Source organism: Vibrio navarrensis (assembly GCF_015767675.1).
Lineage (GTDB): Bacteria > Pseudomonadota > Gammaproteobacteria > Enterobacterales > Vibrionaceae > Vibrio.
Genome location: NZ_CP065217.1, coordinates 42,367 through 60,766, shown reverse-complemented (window position 1 = coordinate 60,766; position 18,400 = coordinate 42,367). Strand labels below are relative to the sequence as shown.

12 protein-coding genes and 5 tRNA genes are annotated in these 18,400 nt (G+C 48.8%); 5 read left to right on the top strand and 12 right to left on the bottom strand.

Annotated features, from left to right (window positions below; all coding sequences use genetic code 11):
• The first annotated feature begins 4 nt into the window (after nt 1-4).
• On the top strand, nt 5-1,615 hold the full coding sequence (locus tag I3X05_RS00270; RefSeq protein WP_045569590.1) for a hypothetical protein: 1,611 nt from the start codon (nt 5-7) through the stop codon (nt 1,613-1,615).
• A gap of 7 nt (nt 1,616-1,622) precedes the next feature.
• Here I3X05_RS00270 and I3X05_RS00265 read toward each other — a convergent pair whose 3' ends face one another.
• A complete protein-coding gene (locus I3X05_RS00265) occupies nt 1,623-2,471 on the bottom strand; it encodes an outer membrane beta-barrel protein (protein WP_045569589.1) in 849 nt (282 codons plus the stop codon).
• A 244-nt stretch (nt 2,472-2,715) separates the two neighbouring features.
• On the opposite strand from I3X05_RS00265, the gene I3X05_RS00260 reads away from it, so the two are divergent.
• The gene (locus I3X05_RS00260) at nt 2,716-5,445 is read left to right on the top strand and encodes a hypothetical protein (protein WP_045569588.1); all 2,730 of its coding nucleotides are present in this window, start codon (nt 2,716-2,718) and stop codon (nt 5,443-5,445) included.
• Nucleotides 5,446-5,509: 64 nt separating this feature from the next.
• On the opposite strand, the gene I3X05_RS00255 is transcribed toward I3X05_RS00260, so the two are convergent.
• From I3X05_RS00255 to I3X05_RS00210, 10 genes are all read right to left on the bottom strand, one after another.
• Complete coding sequence (locus I3X05_RS00255; protein WP_045569587.1) at nt 5,510-6,475, bottom strand: SPOR domain-containing protein; 966 nt, start codon at nt 6,473-6,475, stop codon at nt 5,510-5,512.
• A 152-nt stretch (nt 6,476-6,627) separates the two neighbouring features.
• Nucleotides 6,628-7,566, bottom strand: a complete 939-nt coding sequence (locus I3X05_RS00250) for an ABC transporter permease (protein ID WP_039422505.1) — start codon at nt 7,564-7,566, stop codon at nt 6,628-6,630.
• 2 nt (nt 7,567-7,568) lie between these two features.
• Nucleotides 7,569-8,546 (bottom strand): ABC transporter permease, encoded by a 978-nt coding sequence (locus tag I3X05_RS00245; RefSeq protein WP_039422502.1) that lies wholly within the window; start codon nt 8,544-8,546, stop codon nt 7,569-7,571.
• Between the two features lie 161 nt (nt 8,547-8,707).
• Nucleotides 8,708-10,264, bottom strand: a complete 1,557-nt coding sequence (locus I3X05_RS00240; protein ID WP_045569586.1) for an ABC transporter substrate-binding protein — start codon at nt 10,262-10,264, stop codon at nt 8,708-8,710.
• Between the two features lie 75 nt (nt 10,265-10,339).
• A complete protein-coding gene (locus tag I3X05_RS00235) occupies nt 10,340-12,055 on the bottom strand; it encodes a dipeptide ABC transporter ATP-binding protein (RefSeq protein WP_045569585.1) in 1,716 nt (571 codons plus the stop codon).
• A 1,169-nt stretch (nt 12,056-13,224) separates the two neighbouring features.
• Nucleotides 13,225-13,301 (bottom strand) — tRNA-Pro (locus I3X05_RS00230).
• A 5-nt stretch (nt 13,302-13,306) separates the two neighbouring features.
• Nucleotides 13,307-13,382, bottom strand: a tRNA-His gene (locus I3X05_RS00225).
• A gap of 65 nt (nt 13,383-13,447) precedes the next feature.
• Nucleotides 13,448-13,524: transfer RNA gene (locus I3X05_RS00220), tRNA-Pro, on the bottom strand.
• Nucleotides 13,525-13,529: 5 nt separating this feature from the next.
• A tRNA-His gene (locus tag I3X05_RS00215) sits at nt 13,530-13,605 on the bottom strand.
• A 36-nt stretch (nt 13,606-13,641) separates the two neighbouring features.
• Nucleotides 13,642-13,718, bottom strand: a tRNA-Arg gene (locus I3X05_RS00210).
• 300 nt (nt 13,719-14,018) lie between these two features.
• Here I3X05_RS00210 and I3X05_RS00205 point away from each other — a divergent pair.
• A complete protein-coding gene (locus I3X05_RS00205; RefSeq protein WP_045569584.1) occupies nt 14,019-14,432 on the top strand; it encodes a c-type cytochrome in 414 nt (137 codons plus the stop codon).
• Between the two features lie 50 nt (nt 14,433-14,482).
• Here the strand turns inward: I3X05_RS00205 and rep are convergent, their stop codons facing one another.
• Nucleotides 14,483-16,501 carry a DNA helicase Rep gene (gene rep, locus I3X05_RS00200; RefSeq protein ID WP_045569583.1) on the bottom strand — a complete coding sequence of 673 codons (2,019 nt, stop codon included), beginning with the start codon at nt 16,499-16,501 and terminating at the stop codon, nt 14,483-14,485.
• 186 nt (nt 16,502-16,687) lie between these two features.
• Between rep and I3X05_RS00195 the strand changes: the two genes are divergently transcribed.
• Together I3X05_RS00195 and I3X05_RS00190 are read left to right on the top strand one after the other, a co-directional pair.
• Nucleotides 16,688-17,269 (top strand): TetR/AcrR family transcriptional regulator, encoded by a 582-nt coding sequence (locus I3X05_RS00195; protein ID WP_045569582.1) that lies wholly within the window; start codon nt 16,688-16,690, stop codon nt 17,267-17,269.
• Nucleotides 17,270-17,286: 17 nt separating this feature from the next.
• Entirely contained in the window at nt 17,287-18,393 is a 1,107-nt protein-coding gene (locus I3X05_RS00190) for an efflux RND transporter periplasmic adaptor subunit (protein WP_045569581.1), read from the top strand.
• The last annotated feature ends 7 nt before the right edge of the window (nt 18,394-18,400 follow it).

Here is an 18,400-nt window from a genome sequence, read left to right as displayed (position 1 = left end):
GCTGATGCGAGCTAAAGCGATTTTCACTGCTGCCGCGTCGCTCGTCGCGCTGGCACTCTGGCAATTGTTCACCCCAAGCCAAGCGCCATCGCCTTCGCCAGCAGCAGCGACGTTGCTCGCGCAGGCCGCTGACCTTCGCTCTGTGGTAAGTAAGGTAAGCCCGCCTGGTAACAAGGTCGGCCCTACGACGCCTGCCCCAGTGACACCGCCTGCGCCGATCGCCGACCCCATTGAACCGAAACCGCCCTCCACGGCGCAACAAGAGCAAGCTTCGCAGGAAGAGGAAGCAAAGGAGCAAGTCGAGCTAACCTTGAGCACGACACAGACTCTCACCTCCACCAGCGAGGGCAATAAAGGCGTGGGCCAGAATCGCCCACCCGAAATCATTGCCACTGTGCAGCAGGCGCTGCAAAGCCAGATAGCAGGCTGGGATCTCGACCAAGGCGCACCACTGCGCTATACCTTGGCGATTGACGGACTGTTCCGTGATCCCGACGGCGATACGCTTACTACCCGAGTGCAGATCAACGTTCCCGGATTAAAGCTCAGTGCGACCAGCCCATTGACGATCGTCGGCAGCCCAAACCAAGCGGTGAAGTCACCACAACTGCTGATTTCAGCGCGCGATGATCACCACGGAATGGATGACGATGCTTGGGTAACGGCGCGCTTTGATCTGCCTGCGATTGGCGAAACGGGTCACGCCTTTACTCATCCCTTGATTGGCCAAACTTTCTATCGCCTCGTCGCCAGCCAAAACTTTGCTGGCACGCGCTACCCGTACGAAGTGATCTACTGCGAAGCGTGGAAGCTGATCAATCATCAGGTCTACTTTGCCGCAGCCAACCAGCGGCGCGCGTGCCCAGATGATGATTCACTGCGCCTGATTGGCGAATTTGAACAGCAAGACGAGACGCTAATCCTCACCAGCAGCCTGTCGGCTTTTGATGCTCAGCAAACTTGGCTACTGCGCAAGAGTTACCCCTCCAACATCAAAGCGGGTCTGACCAATCACCTCATCACAGTGCAAGATGGCAACCGCTACCACACTTACACCATGCTAACTGACAAGCAAGCGATGGAACAGCGGCTGAACGTGCATACCGGGCAAACGCTCTATCAAATGCAGTTTTTTGACTATCTGTTTATTGATGACCGGTTTATCGATGGCCGGTTTACCGCTGGCCAGTCTAACGACCGTGAGCCAAATTACATTGCGGCGAAAGTCGGCAACTACATTTTTGAGCGCCAAGCGGCCGACCCCAGCAGCTATCAGCGGTTTGATTCCGACCTAAACATTCACCCTGTCAGTGGCAGCTTTGATTGTTCAATCTTGCTGCCCTATTTTGACCTGTCCGTTGTTGCTGGACGTGGCGGCTACGAAGATATTGTCTCCTACAGCTACAACATCGAGGGCGTGGCCGAGGTGGCCTGCTTTGCTTTTCCATCGGGCGCAGGGAAAACATCGCTGGCGATCAATCACGATTACCGCGATGACAACGATTTTATTGAGGGCGAAATCTACAGCTATATTCTTCGCCCCAAAGCGCAGTACGCACACCTGCTGGAAGAGCTAAAAATCAATCTGATTTATCACCACCCCATCAAGCCTTAACGCTGGGTTAGAAGTTCCATAGCGCCTGAATGCCAGTGCTCAGGGTCCAAGTGTCCGCATCCGGTAGCCAAGCTTGGCGCTGCTGCGGCACGCCCTGAGCATCTTTGATCATGACGTTTTTCGGGTCTGACTCAAAGCGTTTCTCGTAGCCCATCATCACGTACCAAGCGAGCGATAGGCCCGGCATAATTCGGTAACTGAGTGAGGCTTCGGCCGAGGTACGGAAACCAAAATCATCAAACTGAACATTGGCAAAACGGCTGTTTTCCGTCACGCTCCACACGGGGATGCCCGCAGTCCAACGGCCGCTCACCCGCCAAGGACTCGCACCGTAGAGATGGCCGCTGTCATAGGCGATACCTGCGTCTAAAAAGATATCGGTCGATTTCTCTTCCCAAGTGCTGTCTTCACTAAACACCGGATTCACATAGCCATTTTCCCCGCGCAGCGCAAAACGCTTGTAGGTTTGATAGCTAAACGCAGGTCCCGCCACCAAGCGCCAATCGTCCTGCCATTTGTAATGCAGTAAAACCGTGGTTGAAGCCTTGGTGTACTCAAACTGGTTGGTTTGCATCAACTGACCACCTTGATGCCACTCTTCATCGGCAGAGGAGGGAGAAAACGTCGCCAGAGCATCAATGGAAAAATCAAACTGATCATTAATGCGATACAAACCACCGGAATTGAGCACCAGATTGGTGACGGTCACCTCAGACTGAGTCGCCGGGAAGTTTTCCTGATAGGTGATATTTTCCAAACCAAAGGTGAAGTAAGAGTAACCAAACTTGCTCTCCTGCGGCGCTTCTTGCGCAACAACCGAACCACTCAATACCACCAGCCAAGCTAACTGTTTCATTTACCTCTCCCTTTTCTTCGAATTTAGGGGCAGATGGTAGCGAGCTGAGCAGGTTTTCCAAGCCAACTAATGATAAAAAAATCAAAATATATTTTACGGTTTTTTTAACCTTTTCCGTGTCTTGCATCTTGAGCTCAAGCCTTTTAAATAGACGACAATTTTGTCTCTTCTTCCTCGGCTTAATGAAGAAGGGATCGGCATCAGCCATTCCATTGAACAAAAAGAGAATGAAAAGGGATCTCAGATGAAAAAGGTAAGTTTGCTGGCAGCGTCAGTGGCCATCGCTTTAACAGGTTGTGGCGGCTCAGACAGTGGTTCAGGTTCAAATGAAACCGTCGCACCAGGCGGCATTGTTGTGACAGGCTTTGATGGTTACTTTAACCAGGCGGTGGTGTTTGACGATATCAACAACAATGGTGACCTCGATCTTGATACCGATGATGTTTTCGGCCTGACAAACCAAAAAGGGCAAATCACACTTACCAAAGAGACAGCGATTAAAGGCTCACTGGCACTAAAAACACTTCGCCCAGGCGATGTTGATAAAAAACTGGCGGAAAAATTAGCGGCACTCAGCCCTGAAAACGACACTTACTCAGACTTCATGAACACCTACACAACCGATATGGATCATGAAGGTCAGCCAATGGCGAACTCTGTTGTGTTCCGTGCTCCAATCGCTGGTGAAAAAACGGACAGCAACATGGTCATTTCGCCAATTACTGACTTGGTTGCGATTGAAATGGGCAAAAATGCCAATCTTTCGCTTGAAGAAGCCAGTGCAAAAGTCAGTACGCTACTGGGTGCAACAGACGAGCAACCTATCAACCCGTTCTCGGATTTCGTCAAAGACGCCAAAACAAACCTTGCCAGTGCCAAGCTGCACAAAACTGCGCAAATCCTGACGGAATCGAAAGCGCAAGATCCAATTAAGTACACTGAAAATGCAACCACAATTGCGTCTACAGCAAAAGAACAAGCGCAAGAGATTGTGACTGAAGAGAACATTGGCAGTGATGAAGTGTTAAATACCACACCAGTGATCAATCCTTCAAAACCAGAGGCTGCGGTCACCAACTACAAACTGCTCGTTAATACGCAAGCAAAAGCAGAACTGGCAAATGACTTTGCCGCTCTTGATATCCAAGAAGGTGTCGCAGCAACACACACAATTACTCTTCCAGAGAATCTATTCGTTGACCGCTTTGATGGCGTTGAAACCTCAGTTGCCGCTTCCGCTGCTGAAATCAATGGCCAAGGCATCACGCTGACGCTCAACAACGGCGTGATTACCCTGACAACAGAAGCTGCGCTGCTCACCCAAGACACATTCACCGTCACAGTGACGGCTGACGATCGCGCAACAGCAAATGGCGACGTGCTGAACAAGTTGTCGGAAACCTTCAGCTTCACCGTAGAGCTTTCAAATACCGCACCAGAAGTGAATAGCGATGTTCAAGCATCACTGCAAACTCACATTAATACTTGGAAACTGGCACAAGGTGTCGAGTTCAAAAATGAGCTGGATACGTCTGGTCTGTTCACTGACCGTGAAGGTGATGAGCTCACTATCACAACCAACATTGAGACGGTAGTACCCGGCCTAACTTCTACGCTTGATAAAGCAACTGGCAAACTGGCTATCTCTGGTCGCCCAACATCGGCACATCCCGCACAACACTTTACCGTTATTGCGAATGATGGTCATGTAGCAACGCGCATCGTGTCTAATCCAGCCAGCTTTGATCTACCCGCCGTTACACAAGGTGAAATTAAGACCAATGCAACCGTACTGGCTGCTCTAAAAACAGAAGCGAGCACGTGGGAGCTGCAAGTCGGCCAGGTATTTGAGCAAACGCTGGATATTAGCAACCTGTTTGAAGATTCAATCAGTGGCAATCTCGAGTACTACGCTCACTACGCAGCACACGACAACACACCAGCGAAAAACCCAATTCCAGGGGTTAAAGTGTCGGTTGATGATTCTGGCCTAGTCACTTTAGCGGGCACTCCGACCGCAGAAACCAATGGTGTCATTTTGTATGTTGCCAAGGGTATTAATTTCTCTGGCGGTGAAGAGAACGACGTTGAATCAGAAATGGTTGAAATTCTCTTACCTAATGTGCAGCCAAGTGATGTAGCGCCAGAGCCTCCTACCGCTTCAATTGCAGACCTACAAAATAAGTTCCTTCACTTTGTTGAAGTGGGCAACAACGGTACAAACTACACAAGTGCTTGGTGTAACTCGATTTACTTTGATTCAACATCACAGAAGATTTACTGGAGCAAGCGAACAGACGTTAACAAGCAGTCTTGTATCGAAGACGACCTGAGCAACTACTACTCTGAGATTAGTTACACCATTGAGGGTGGTTTAATAAAATCAACCAACTTTGAGCAAGATGGTATGCAGTTCGAGCTGGTTGAAAGCTCTATTTATGATGATGAAATGTCAAACCATTACTTGGTCAAGTACAGCTACCTTGACGATGAAAGTGATGAGCTTGAATCTGTAACTGAAGTTTATGGTTACTACACGGATAAACGTGAAGTTGAAAAAGAAATTTATCAGCCAATCGGACGCTCAATGAATAATGCACCTTGGGTAGTAGGCCTTACACACACTGTGATTGATGGTAAGATCCAAGAATTTGATGTGAGTGGTATTGTTCAACAATTTGAGTATGAGGGTACAAATGGCCAAATTCATACTTATACCTCAGCCTCCCTCTACGCAGAAGATACACATGCGTGTGATGTGCTGAAAAACGACTACACAATCAGCGTAATGGGATCTAACGACGCAGCAAACTCTTACTTTGTGAACCCAGCATTCAAAAATGACAACGGTTGTTATTTGAACATGCATCCCTTCAATCAAGAAGAAGCGATTCCAGCTGGACTTTACACTATCGAGGCTAAACCTAATCGCCTTGATGAAGGTGAGCGAGTGATCTTCAGCTTTAAGAAGTAACATTGTAAAAGCCCCGCATCGCGGGGCTTATTTTTTGGTTTTCTCAGTTTTTTTGTGAATTCAGCTACTTAACGCACAACACATTCAACAGCGAAGAGCCTTTTAGCTGCGTGATGCGGCCATCGGTAAACAGCCCTTTTTTCCCACGCCCCCAATACGGCAGATGAATCGGCCAACTTTGGGTCTCCATCACTCGCGAATCCAGCAAAGTGCGAAACTCTTCATCGGTGGCAAGGCGCATGTCGATGCTCGCGCACACCACGCCAGCCCCTTCGTAATCTAAGCGATTCCACGCTTGGTTGTGCTCCATGTAAAACTGGTGGTCATCGTCAAGCACATAAGGCACGGCGTAGGTACGTCCTTTAAGCTCAGCTTGACGGCGGATTTCAATATCAGGCGTATCACCTTGTTTCACCAGCGTTTTGGGCGCGGCCGTTGCCAGCGGTGCTTTGGCAGCAGGCGCAGTTTGGCTTGGCGCTGGAGCGAGCTTCGCGGCCACTGGTTTTGCGGGCGTCTTGGCAGGCATTTTCTCTATGGGTTTTGTCACCGAGGCAGCGTTCGATTTCGCCGTTTGCATTGGCGCAGTTGACTCCACCATACGGATAAAGGCCTCTTTATAGGTCGGCAAGCTGCGCACGCGCTTTAAATCTGTGCTCGCTTGGTCAAAGGATTGATAAGGGCCAATTAAGCAGCGGTAGCCCTTATTCTCAGGCTTCATCCAAATGTCGGTCGTGATCTGTTTATACAGCGGCTTGGCGTTATCCAGCGACATCGGCTTACTTAAAATACCGCACTGGATCCAGAAATAATCCGCTTTGCCGCCACTGGGCACTTTTTTTCCCCATACCCCTGCGCCAATTGGGCAATGTTTGTCCAGCATCGGCAATTCATTGCTGCTGGCTTGAGTGGCCTCACATAAGAACTCAGCGGCCTGAGCGGAGAAACTTGCCACTAAAGAGTAAATCAACACGCCGAGCCATAATCCTTTGAGGCCAATCCGTGGTCGTCGCATCGCCTTTTTCCTTTCCATACGCTTCACTCTACCTATCGTCAATGAACTTATCGGCAACGGTCTATTGAGCACCGCTACGGTGAATAAAAAATGACAAGCAAAAAAAGAGCCGTAATGGCTTACGACTCTTAGTTTAGGTAGATTTTCGATTATAAATCAATCAGCTCAGATCACCCTTTGTAGATTTTCGGGTTGAAAACATCGCGTAACCAGTCGCCTAGCAAGTTAATCACCAGTACCAAGGTAACCAATACAACACCTGGGAAGGCGGTGATCCACCACGCACCAGAGAAGATGTAGTTAAAACCGATACTGATGAGCGCGCCAAGCGAAGGTTGGTCCACCGGCAAACCTAAGCCAAGGAAAGACAGGGCCGCTTCCGACATAATCGCGTTAGCCACCTGCACGGTGGAAATCACCAAAATCGGCGACAAACAGTTAGGCAGAATGTGGCGGAACATAATGCGCGGCGCTTTAAAGCCCATCACGCGCGCCGCTTCGACATACTCTTTCTTCTTCTCGGCCAAAACGGAGGCACGAATGGTACGCGCATACTGCGGCCACTCGGCCACACCGATGATCACCACCAGCATCACCACCGCATACTGGCTGTAGAAATCACTGCCAAAACTGGCTTTAAAAATCGCCGAGACAATGATCGCCACCATCATGGTGGAGAAAGAGAGCTGAATATCCGCAAAGCGCATCAGGAAGTTATCGATACGGCCACCGAAATAACCTGCCGACAAACCGATGATGATGCCAAGGAACATCTGCAACGCTACCGCAAGGAAACCAATGGTCAGCGACAAACGCGAGCCATACAGCATGGTGGAAAGAATATCGCGTCCTTGCTCGTCCGTACCAAGCAGGAATTTTTCATCGCCGCCTTCCATCCACGAAGGGGGCAACTCGGCATCCATAATATCGATGGAAGAGAGATCATAAGGGTTAGTTGGCGCAATCAGCGGCGCGGCCAACGCAAGCAGCAAGCAGAGCATAAAGATACCAAAGCTGGTCATCGCCACTTTGTCGCGCTTGAAATAGTAAAGAAAATCCGATTGCTTAAAACGCTCCAACATTGAAGGAGCTTGAGCGACTTGTGACATGATTAGGCTCCTTTTCCGGTTAAATTCACAGTTGGGTTGATCAGACCATACAGCAGGTCGACGATGGTATTGGTCACCACGAAAATCAGCCCGACAAAGATAACGTAAGCGGTGATCAGCGGCGTATCGACGCGGTTGATCGCTTCAAGGAAAAGAAAACCCGTCCCCGGCCACTGGAACACGGTTTCGGTCAAAATGGTGTAGGCCACCATGGTCCCAATCTGCACCCCACCGACCGTGAGTACTGGCAGCATGGTATTTTTTAGCGCATGTTGGTAATAAATTTTGTTCAGCGCCAGCCCTTTCGCCTTGGCAAATTTGATGTATTCAGAACTCAGCACTTCCAGCATTTCTGAGCGCACCAGACGAATAAACAGCGGCAGCATGATCGACGCCAGCGCAATACATGGCAGCACTAAGTGTTTCAAACCGTCAATAGTAAAGAAACCAGACTCCCAGCCGAGCAAGTTGTAGGTCTCACCTCGCCCATAAGACGGCAGCCATTGCAATTCGATTGAGAAGACGTACATCAACATAATCGCGGTGAGAAAGACCGGGATCGAGATGCCAATACTACTGCCCGCCATGACAATCTTGGTAAAAAGGCTCTTGGGGTGAATCGCCGAATAGACGCCCAAAGGAATAGAAAAAACGATGATAAGTAACGTCGCACCAAACACCAGTTCCAGCGTCGCTACCAATTTATCCAGAATCACTTCAACCGCTGGGCGCTTGAAGAAATAAGAGGTGCCTAAGTCGCCCTGCACCGCAGCGCTGACAAAGCGAGTGTATTTTGTGATAAAGGGATCATTTAAGCCCAGCTCATCGCGCAGCGCTTGCCGCTCGGCTTCTGAAACTGACTGGCCCACAAGCTCACGCAGCGGGTCGCCCAGGTTATCCTGAATGGCAAACGCCACCAAACTGATCACAAACATCACTATCAGTGCCTGAAACAGGCGCTTGACCAGAAACGAAAACATTCCTTGCCCCTTTAACTATCCATGACTATGTGTGTCTAGAGCGACAATCACACAAGAATTCAGCCTGAAAATGGCACTCAACCCGACTGAAACAAAGCTCAGTGCCGAAAACAATCCCAGCCTTCGATCGCTCGAAGGCTGGGCGAGTACTTCGCGCAGAATTACTCTTTAACCACCAAGTCACCAAAGTATGGGAAGTCCATCGCGTTGACGATTGGTTTGATGTCCAGCGTAGATTTTGCGCCCCACGCTAGGTTTTGCCAGTGTAGAGGAACGAACGCCGCCTCGTTGTACAGCGTTGCTTCGACTTTCTGTAGCATCGCTGCACGTTTGGCCGGATCGGTTTCTACGTTTGACGCCTCAACCAACTTGTCGACTTCAGGGTTCGAGTAGTGACCACAGTTGTACTGGCCTTTACCCGTCGCTTCGTTACGCGTCATGGTGAGGAATTCAGAGAAGTTCGCCGAATCTTCCGTATCTGAGTGCCAGCCGATCATCAACAAGTCTGCCGCACACTTATCAAACTCTGGCCAGTACTGCGCTTTTGGCATGGTTTTCAGATCGACTTTAATGCCGATCTTCGACAGCATGGCCGCCGCAGCTTGCGCTACTTTGGCATCATTCACGTAGCGGTTGTTCGGCGCAATCATCGTCAGAGTCAAGCCTTTCTCATAGCCCGCTTCTTTCATCAGTTGCTTAGCTTTTTTCAGATCAAAACGAGGAACGAGATCCGCTTTGTAGCCTGCATAACCTTCAGGACCTTGCTGACCTGCTGCGGTTGCAAAACCTTTCATGATCTTGTCAACGATACCTTGGTTGTTGATCGCATGGACGATCGCTTGACGCACACGTACATCTTTCAGCGCTTCGTTACTGTTTTGGTTCATCTGGAACGTAATGATGCGCGTACCCGGTAGCGTCACGAGATCAATGCCTTTCGCGTCTTGCACGCGTTGGTGATCGTTCGGTGCCACTGGCGCAATCATATCGACACCGCCAGACAACAGCGCAGCAACACGGGTCGCATCTTCTTTGATCGGAACCAAAGTCAGCTTGTTCACGTTACCTTTTGACTCTTTGTCCCAGTAGTCTTTGAAGCGTTCAAACTCAACCTTCACGCCCTGTTCACGCGAAGTAACGATGAATGGACCTGTCCCTGAAACGTGGGTAGACGCGTATGAGTTGCCGTGTTTTACCACTTCAGACTTGTCTTTGCCGTCCGCCGTAGTGCCTGAGTAGAACTTACTGTCCATTGGGAAGATGTAGGTCGCAGTTTGCAGCACCAGCGGGTAAGCGCCTTTTGAGACCAACTCAATGGTGTAATCATCCACTTTGGCCATTTTTTCATACGGTTCAAAAATAGCTTTGAAATCTGGCGAGTTTTGCAGACGGTTGAAGGTCCAAACCACATCATCTGCCGTCAGTTCGTTACCTGAGTGGAATTTCACGCCTTTACGTAGGTGGAAGCGGTACGTTGTCTCATTAACACGTTCCCATTTTTCAGCCAAGCGTGGTTCAAAATCCAATTTTTGTGTGTAACGAACTAGTGGATCAAACACCATGTGTGACATTTGCAGGGTGCCACCAGACAACTGCTCATGTGGGTCAAGTGACACTGGATCTGCATCATAAGCAACTTTAATGTCTGCGGCCACAGCGCTCAGGCTAAGGCCTGCTGCCATTAAAGCGACCACTAGTTTGCTTTTCATGGTTTTCATTGCATAACTCCTTATGCGGGAATCCGAATCCCTAGTTGTTGTATTTGCGTCTGTTATTGTGCCAAGCAAGCTTGGTTATGCCGTTCTCACCTCTTCCCTCAACCCCACAAACTCTGGCATTAAGGAAATCAGGTGTTTACTGTACTCATGTTGCGGAGAACGGAATAGATGCTCAGTCGGAGCAACTTCCAGCAAGGTTCCCATCTGCATCACGCCCACTCGATCGCACATTTGGCGAATGACGGGCAGATCGTGGCTGATAAACAACATGGTTAAGTTCAGTTCGCTTTGTAAATCTTTGAGCAAATTGAGGATCTGCGCTTGTACCGACACATCCAATGCTGAGGTCGGTTCATCACAGATCAAAAGACGAGGTCGAGTCGCCAACGCACGCGCAATCGAAATGCGCTGACGCTGACCACCGGAAAACTCATGCGGATATTTCACCCCAGCCATTTTGCCTAAGCCGACGTGCTCAAGCAGATCGTTGACGATCTGGCGCGTTTCCGCTTCGCCGTTGGTCAGTTTATGGAAACGGATCGGCTCGGCGATGATGTCGAAAATTTTCATGCGCGGGTTCATCGACGTGTAGGGGTTTTGGAACACCATCTGCATTTGGCGACGCAGCGGACGACGCGCTTTCTCTGACTTCAGTGCAGTCAGGTCAATCCCTTCAAACGACACTTTTCCAGAGTTTGGCGTATACAAACCAGCAATCACACGCGCAATCGTCGATTTACCCGAACCAGACTCACCCACCAAACCAAAGGTTTCCCCTTCATGCACTTGGAAGCTGACGTTGTTTGACGCCTGCACATACTCGCGGCGGCTCTCAAACAGCGAATCTTTAGTCACAAAGCGCAGATTAACGTTTTCCACATTCAGCAGCGGACCAGAATATTTTCTTTGGTCTTCACTTTGTCCCAACCAGTGGTTTTTGATATCCAGCGGCTTAAGTTCTTTTGCTTCTTCGATGTAGCTCACCAACGGGAAACGATCGAGCTTCATGTCCGAACGCGGCACCGCCGAAATCAAACTGCGCGTGTAAGGGTGATCAGGATCACCGAGTACTTTGGCGGTGGGGCCAAATTCAACTAAATCACCACGGTACATCACCGCAACACGGTCAGTGACATTAGAAACCACGCCCATGTCGTGCGTTACCAGCATACAACCGACATTGTGCTTAATGCAGAGATCGCGGATCAGGTTGAGAATCTGATCTTGGATGGAAACGTCCAATGCGGTAGTCGGCTCATCGGCGATGATGAGATCGGGCTCGCCCGCAAGGGCAATCGCAATTACCACACGTTGACGCATCCCGCCAGAAAATTGATGCGGATACTGCTTTAAACGGTTTTCTGGCTGCGGAATACCCACTTGCTTCATCAGCGACAGTGCGCGTTTATACGCTTCATTCTCAGATACCTTCATGTTGGCATGAATGGTTTCGGTCAGTTGCTGCTCAACGGTAAACAGTGGGTTGAGAGAAGTCATCGGATCTTGGAAGATAAAACCGATTTTGGAACCACGCACACTGCGCATGGCTTCCGGTGAGAGGCCAGAAATTTTTTCACCATCAAGAAACACATCACCGCTGGCAATACGGCCCGGAGGACTCAGCAAATCGATCACCGCATTACCCACGGTCGATTTACCGGCACCAGATTCGCCCACCACTCCGACGATTTCGCCTCGTTCAATATTGAACGACAGCGATTTCACCGCCGCGTGTACGCCGTGACGAGATGGATATTCGATACGAAGATTTTTCACTTCCAATAGTGACATTTCAGACCTCTACTGCCTTGTCTGTGGTTGCAACAGCCAGCTAAAGCTATCCAACACTTCAATGATTCCATTCTGATTTCAGCATAATCCTCTGAAATTCAGGTCGGGAGACAATTTGGCAAAAAACACACAAAAAAGCAACAATTAAAGTATAAAGCGCGTCATAAAAGCCCTAATCAGGCATATATATCGCATACGCATTCATTAACAGTTATTTAACTGAGCAAAGAAATGGAATTTTTTGTGTGCTGCTTAGCATTTATTGCAGCAAAATACTCTAAACATACCTAACATCTAAATCTTGAGAAAAACGACATTTAGGGCAAGTGAATATTAACAAAAACAAAACAACACACCATCTCATAAGTCAAACGACAGCGAATAATCTTAATGCGTAACTAGTCATTAAGAATAAAGTTCTACATATCCAACAAGAGACTTCGCCATACAATCGACTTTATCTCAGCAGATGGGAATATCGACCAATTCCAAAACCGTTCACACGACAAGCGACTTTTCACCTCTCTCCTCAAACAGAGGGTTCTGCTAAGCAAAACATTGAGTTAGCGTAAGAGCTGGCGCGACAAATAAAAAATATAGTCAAGGACTTGCATTGCAGCGAATGGATTTAGCAGCAATGATCAACATTGAGAGGTTGACCAAAGTTTGACAACGAGGAAAATCGAAAAGTGCCTGCGGCGATCCGACCCGAGTGCGATCACGCCGGAGCTTAGTTTCTAAAAGCAAATGTAAAAAAGCCCCGTCATTGCTGACGAGGCTTTAAAGAGTGGTCGGTGAAGAGGGATTCGACGCGGCTGGGCTTCCAGACCCCGACCCGAGTGCGGGTACGCCGGAGACTAGTTCCAAAAAGCAAATGTAAAAAAGCCCCGTCATTACTGACGAGGCTTTAAAGAGTGGTCGGTGAAGAGGGATTCGACGCGGCTGGGCTTCCAGACCCCGACCCGAGTGCGGGTACGCCGGAGACTAGTTCCAAAAAGCAAATGTAAAAAAGCCCCGTCATTACTGACGAGGCTTTAAAGAGTGGTCGGTGAAGAGGGATTCGACGCGGCTGGGCTTCCAGACCCCGACCCGAGTGCGGGTACGCCGGAGACTAGTTCCAAAAAGCAAATGTAAAAAAGCCCCGTCATTACTGACGAGGCTTTAAAGAGTGGTCGGTGAAGAGGGATTCGAACCCCCGACCCTCTGGTCCCAAACCAGATGCGCTACCAAGCTGCGCTATTCACCGACGAATGGGGTGGCTAACGGGACTCGAACCCGCGACAACCGGAATCACAATCCGGGACTCTACCAACTGAGCTATAGCCACCATCAATTTGTGTAACCGGCTGTTTGCCGAACTAGTCACGCTATCAAAGCCTAACTATTAAATAGTGGTCGGTGAAGAGGGATTCGAACCCCCGACCCTCTGGTCCCAAACCAGATGCGCTACCAAGCTGCGCTATTCACCGACGAATGGGGTGGCTAACGGGATTCGAACCCGCGACAACCGGAATCACAATCCGGGACTCTACCAACTGAGCTATAGCCACCACTAAAACTTTTTACCGATAAAACCTTCCGGGAAATGGCGCGCCCGAAAGGATTCGAACCTTCGACCTTTGGCTCCGGAGGCCAACGCTCTATCCAGCTGAGCTACGGGCGCATGCCCTATCGGCGGAGTGGAATAATACGTAGTTCACACTATATCGTCTAGTACTTTTTTTAGTTTTTTTTCCGTTTGGTCTCTTTTTCATCAGTTGTTTGCGAATAAACGATACCTTGTGATGTGATTTAGCCCTTGTAGCTGATAACTTGTTGTTTATTGCAACAACTTATCGGGATATAATCACCCAATATTTACATTGATTTAACAGCCGTGACCGCCGTTAGATCAAAACCGCACTCTAACTATATAAATGTAGGTGAAATTAATCGCTTACCCTGGGAATGTGAAGTGAGTTTAATGGATATGTCTCGACGAATGATTAGCGTTTTGTTCGCTGCTTTAACCTTTTCTACGGCGGCTTTTGCTTCCAATGTAAGTCAGTCTGAATATGATGCCATCGCAGAGCGCATCAAGCCTGTCGGTAATGTGTATATTGCAGGCAGTGAACCTGTGGTCGCAGAACCCACAGGCCCCCGCGATGGTGCGAAAGTCTACGGTACTTTCTGTATTGCATGTCACGCCACTGGCGTCACTGGCGCACCCAAAACTGGCAATGCAGAGGATTGGGGCCCGCGTATCGCTCAAGGTAAAGACGTGTTGAAAAACCACGCGATCAACGGCTTCAACGCCATGCCTGCCAAAGGTACTTGTATGGATTGTTCCGACGAGGAAATTGTTGCCGCGATTGAGCACATGATCGCGGGCCTATAAGTGCCAACAAACATGATTAAGGGCTTGGTGATATGACCAAGCCCTTTTTATTACTTTTTGTTGAACATCGCTCGTAGATTTGCAATATGGGCTTGACCTTTTGCCATACGCTCTTCTTGTGTAACGGGCTTTTTCGTTGCCTCCCATTCGACATCATCAAAAGGCAACTCATCGAGAAAACGACTTTGCGTGGGTTTGAGTAACTCGCCATATTGGCGACGCTCTTTACACATCACAAAGGTTAACTCTCGTTGTGCTCGGGTAATGCCGACGTACATCAAACGGCGCTCTTCCTCAACGTTATCTTCATCAATACTGGTTTGATGGGGTAAAATTCCCTCTTCGGCACCAATTAAGTAGACATAAGGGAACTCGAGCCCTTTCGAAGCATGCAAGGTCATCAACTGCACCGCATCGCTGTCATCGTTTTCTTCACCGCGTTCCATCATGTCGCGCAGTGTCAAGCGTTGCACTACTTCCTTCAGCGTTTTCTCTTCTTGGTCGTAATTGTCCCCTTCGAGATCCGACACAATCCAAGAATAGAGATCGGAGACGTTTTTCATGCGCATTTCTGCCGCTTTCGGGCTGGTCGAGGTTTCGTACAACCAGTCTTCATAGTGGATATCGCGCACCAGAGAGCGAACCGCTTCAACGGTATCCCCACGCTCTGCCTGATCGGCGATGGCCACTAACCACTGAGTAAAACGGCGTAAGTTCTCCAACCCTCTGCCCGTCAAATGCTGTTCCAATCCAAGCTCAAAGCTCGCTTCAAACAAACTTTTCCCGCGCATGTTGGCGTAGCTGCCGAGTTTTTCAAGCGTCACTGGACCTATCTCACGTTTCGGTGTATTGACGATGCGTAAAAAGGCGTTGTCATCATCCGGATTCACCAAGACACGCAAATACGCCATGATGTCTTTGATTTCTGCCCGAGCAAAAAATGAGGTGCCGCCAGACAACTTGTACGGTACTCGGTTTTGCATCAGCGATTTTTCAATCAAGCGTGATTGATGGTTACCCCGGTACAAAATGGCGTAGTCGCCATAATCGGTACGATTGAGAAATTTATGCGCAATGATTTCGCCAGTCACGCGCTCCGCTTCGTGCTCGTCATTGTTTGCTAGAAGAACTTTAAGCTTCTCTCCATCAGGGATTTCCGAGAACAGGGACTTTTCGTAAACGTGGGGGTTATTCGCAATCAATATATTGGCGGCGCGCAAAATTCGGCTGGTCGAGCGATAGTTTTGCTCCAGTTTAATAAGGCGTAAATTGGGGTAGTCTTGGCCAAGCAGAACCAAGTTCTGTGGTTTAGCGCCGCGCCAGGAGTAGATGGATTGATCGTCATCGCCCACAACGGTTAAGCGGCCTCTTTCGCCCACCAGCAGTTTCACTAATTCGTATTGGCTGGTATTAGTATCTTGATACTCATCAACCAACAGATAACGAATCCGATTCTGCCAATAGTGGCGCACCTCTTCGTTACTACGCAGCAAAAGTACCGGAAGTAAAATTAAATCGTCAAAATCCAATGCGTTATAAGCGCGCATCTGTTTCTGGTACATTTCAAAACAAAAAGCAAAAAGTTGCTGCTGCTCACCTTGCGCATACGCTTTCGCTTGCTCTGGGCTCAACATGTCGTTTTTCCAGTTGGAGATAGTACTCATTAACTGGCGCAAGAGATCTTTGTCCCCATCAAGCTGTTTTTCCGTCAGCTCTTTGAGCAGTGCTAACTGGTCTTGGTCATCAAACAGAGAGAAACCGGATTTAAGCCCCAAGTGTCGATATTCACGTTTAATAATGTTTAGCCCCAGGGTATGAAATGTCGAGACCATCAACCCTTTCGCTTCCGCTTTTCCCAGGGTTTGGCCGACGCGCTCTTTCATTTCCCGTGCGGCTTTATTGGTAAAGGTGACCGCAGCAATATTGCGCGCCTTATAACCACACTGCTGCACCAAATAGGCTATTTTGTTGGTGATCACTCGGGTTTTACCTGAACCAGCACCAGCAAGGACTAAGCAGGGCCCTGATACATATTTAACGGCTTCGTCTTGTCTTGGGTTCAGTTTCATTGCGCTATCTACGTTCAATATAAAGATGGCGCTTATGATAATGCGACCCTGTACAGATTGCCATGACCACACCGAATTAGATTGTTACTCATAAAATGAGATATTTTCTTGCCAGAATGCTGATTGTTTACGCTATAATGAATGAACGTTCATTCATTGATAAGGTTAATTCTTTCATGGTGAATTATGTCTCCAGATGAACATTTCGATAAACGTCAGCAAATTTTGAGTGCCGCCGAAAAGCTGATCGCAGAATTTGGTTTTCAAGGTTTATCGATGAGCAAATTAGCCAAAGAGGCGGGAGTCGCGGCAGGGACTATTTATCGGTATTTTACCGATAAAGAGCACCTGCTCGATGAGCTGCGACTGCGCATTACCCGCCGAGTCGCCACCGCAGTGCAAGCGAATGTGAGTGACGACATGCCGCTGAAACAACGTTATCGCACAATGTGGTTTAACACTTGGAATTTAGCGGCATCCAATCTGTCTACGATTAGCAACCGAGTTCAATATGATTCACTGCCTTGTTCTCGTAGTCCAAAAACTCGCGAACAAGAAAAGCAGATGTTTCATCAAGTCTCTCGGCTATTTAATCAGGGCAAAGAGCAAGGAGTGTTCAAACCACTGGACAATGAAATTCTGTTTGCTCTGAGCCTAGAAACCAGTATTCAGCTGTCTAGAAAACACGCATTCGGCCTTTATCAGCTTGACGAAGCAGCGCAGAAATCAGCTGTCGAAGCAAGTTGGGATGCCATTATCAATCACTAATTGGAGTTCTTAAAAGAATGAAAAAGTGGACCTTCTTTATGTTACTTATCGCCATTCTGCTGTTTGGCAGCGTGATAGGTTTCAATCTCTTCAAACAGCAGAAAATCGCCGAATACATGGCGAACCGTCCTGAACCGGAGTTTCCGGTTACCGTGACCGAGGTCAAAGCCGTTGACTGGGTGCCAGTGATCGAAGCGATTGGTTTTATCGAACCCAATCAGGGCGTGACCGTTGCCAATGAAACCAGCGGTGTGATCAAGCAGATCACTTTTGAATCGGGCACCCAAGTCAAAGAAGGACAACCTTTGCTCCTACTCGACTCTGATGTCGAGAAAGCGAATCTGAAGAGCGCTCAGGCCAGACTTCCAGCCGCACAAGCGAAATACAAACGTTATCAAGGGCTGTATGAGAAAGGCTCTATTTCTAAAGAGTCCTATGACGACGCAGAAGCGAACTACTATTCACTGCAAGCGGATATCGAAAGCCTGAAAGCGTCGATTGATCGCTTGGAAGTCAAAGCGCCGTTCTCCGGTGTGATCGGTATTCGTAATGTGTATCTTGGTCAATATCTCCAAGCAGGCTCTGACATTGTGCGTCTAGAAGACACCAGCGTGATGCGTCTGCGCTTTACTGTGCCGCAAACCGACATCTCGCGTATTTTTATCGGCCAAGAGGTCGACATTTTTGTCGATTCTTACCCACAGACACCTTTCAAAGGCTCGATTACGGCCATCGAACCGGCTGTCAGTGTGCAAAGTGGCTTGATCCAAGTGCAAGCGGACATCCCGAACAATGATGGCAAACTGCGTAGCGGTATGTTTGCGCGCGCTAATATCATCCTGCCAAAACAGGAAAATCAGGTGACTCTGAACCAAACGGCCATTACGTACACCTTGTACGGTGACAATGTTTACATTGTGACAGAGCAAGATGGCGTCAAGCGTGTGCAACAACACGTGGTCAAAGTTGGCGAGCGCACACATGACATCGCGCATATTCTGGAAGGCGTGAAACCGGGTGACATCGTGGTCACCTCAGGACAAATTCGTCTGAGCAATGGTGCTAAAGTGCGTATCGTCGAGAGCGATGCGACTACAACACCAGCCGAAACCCCAATGCTTTAAGCGGAGG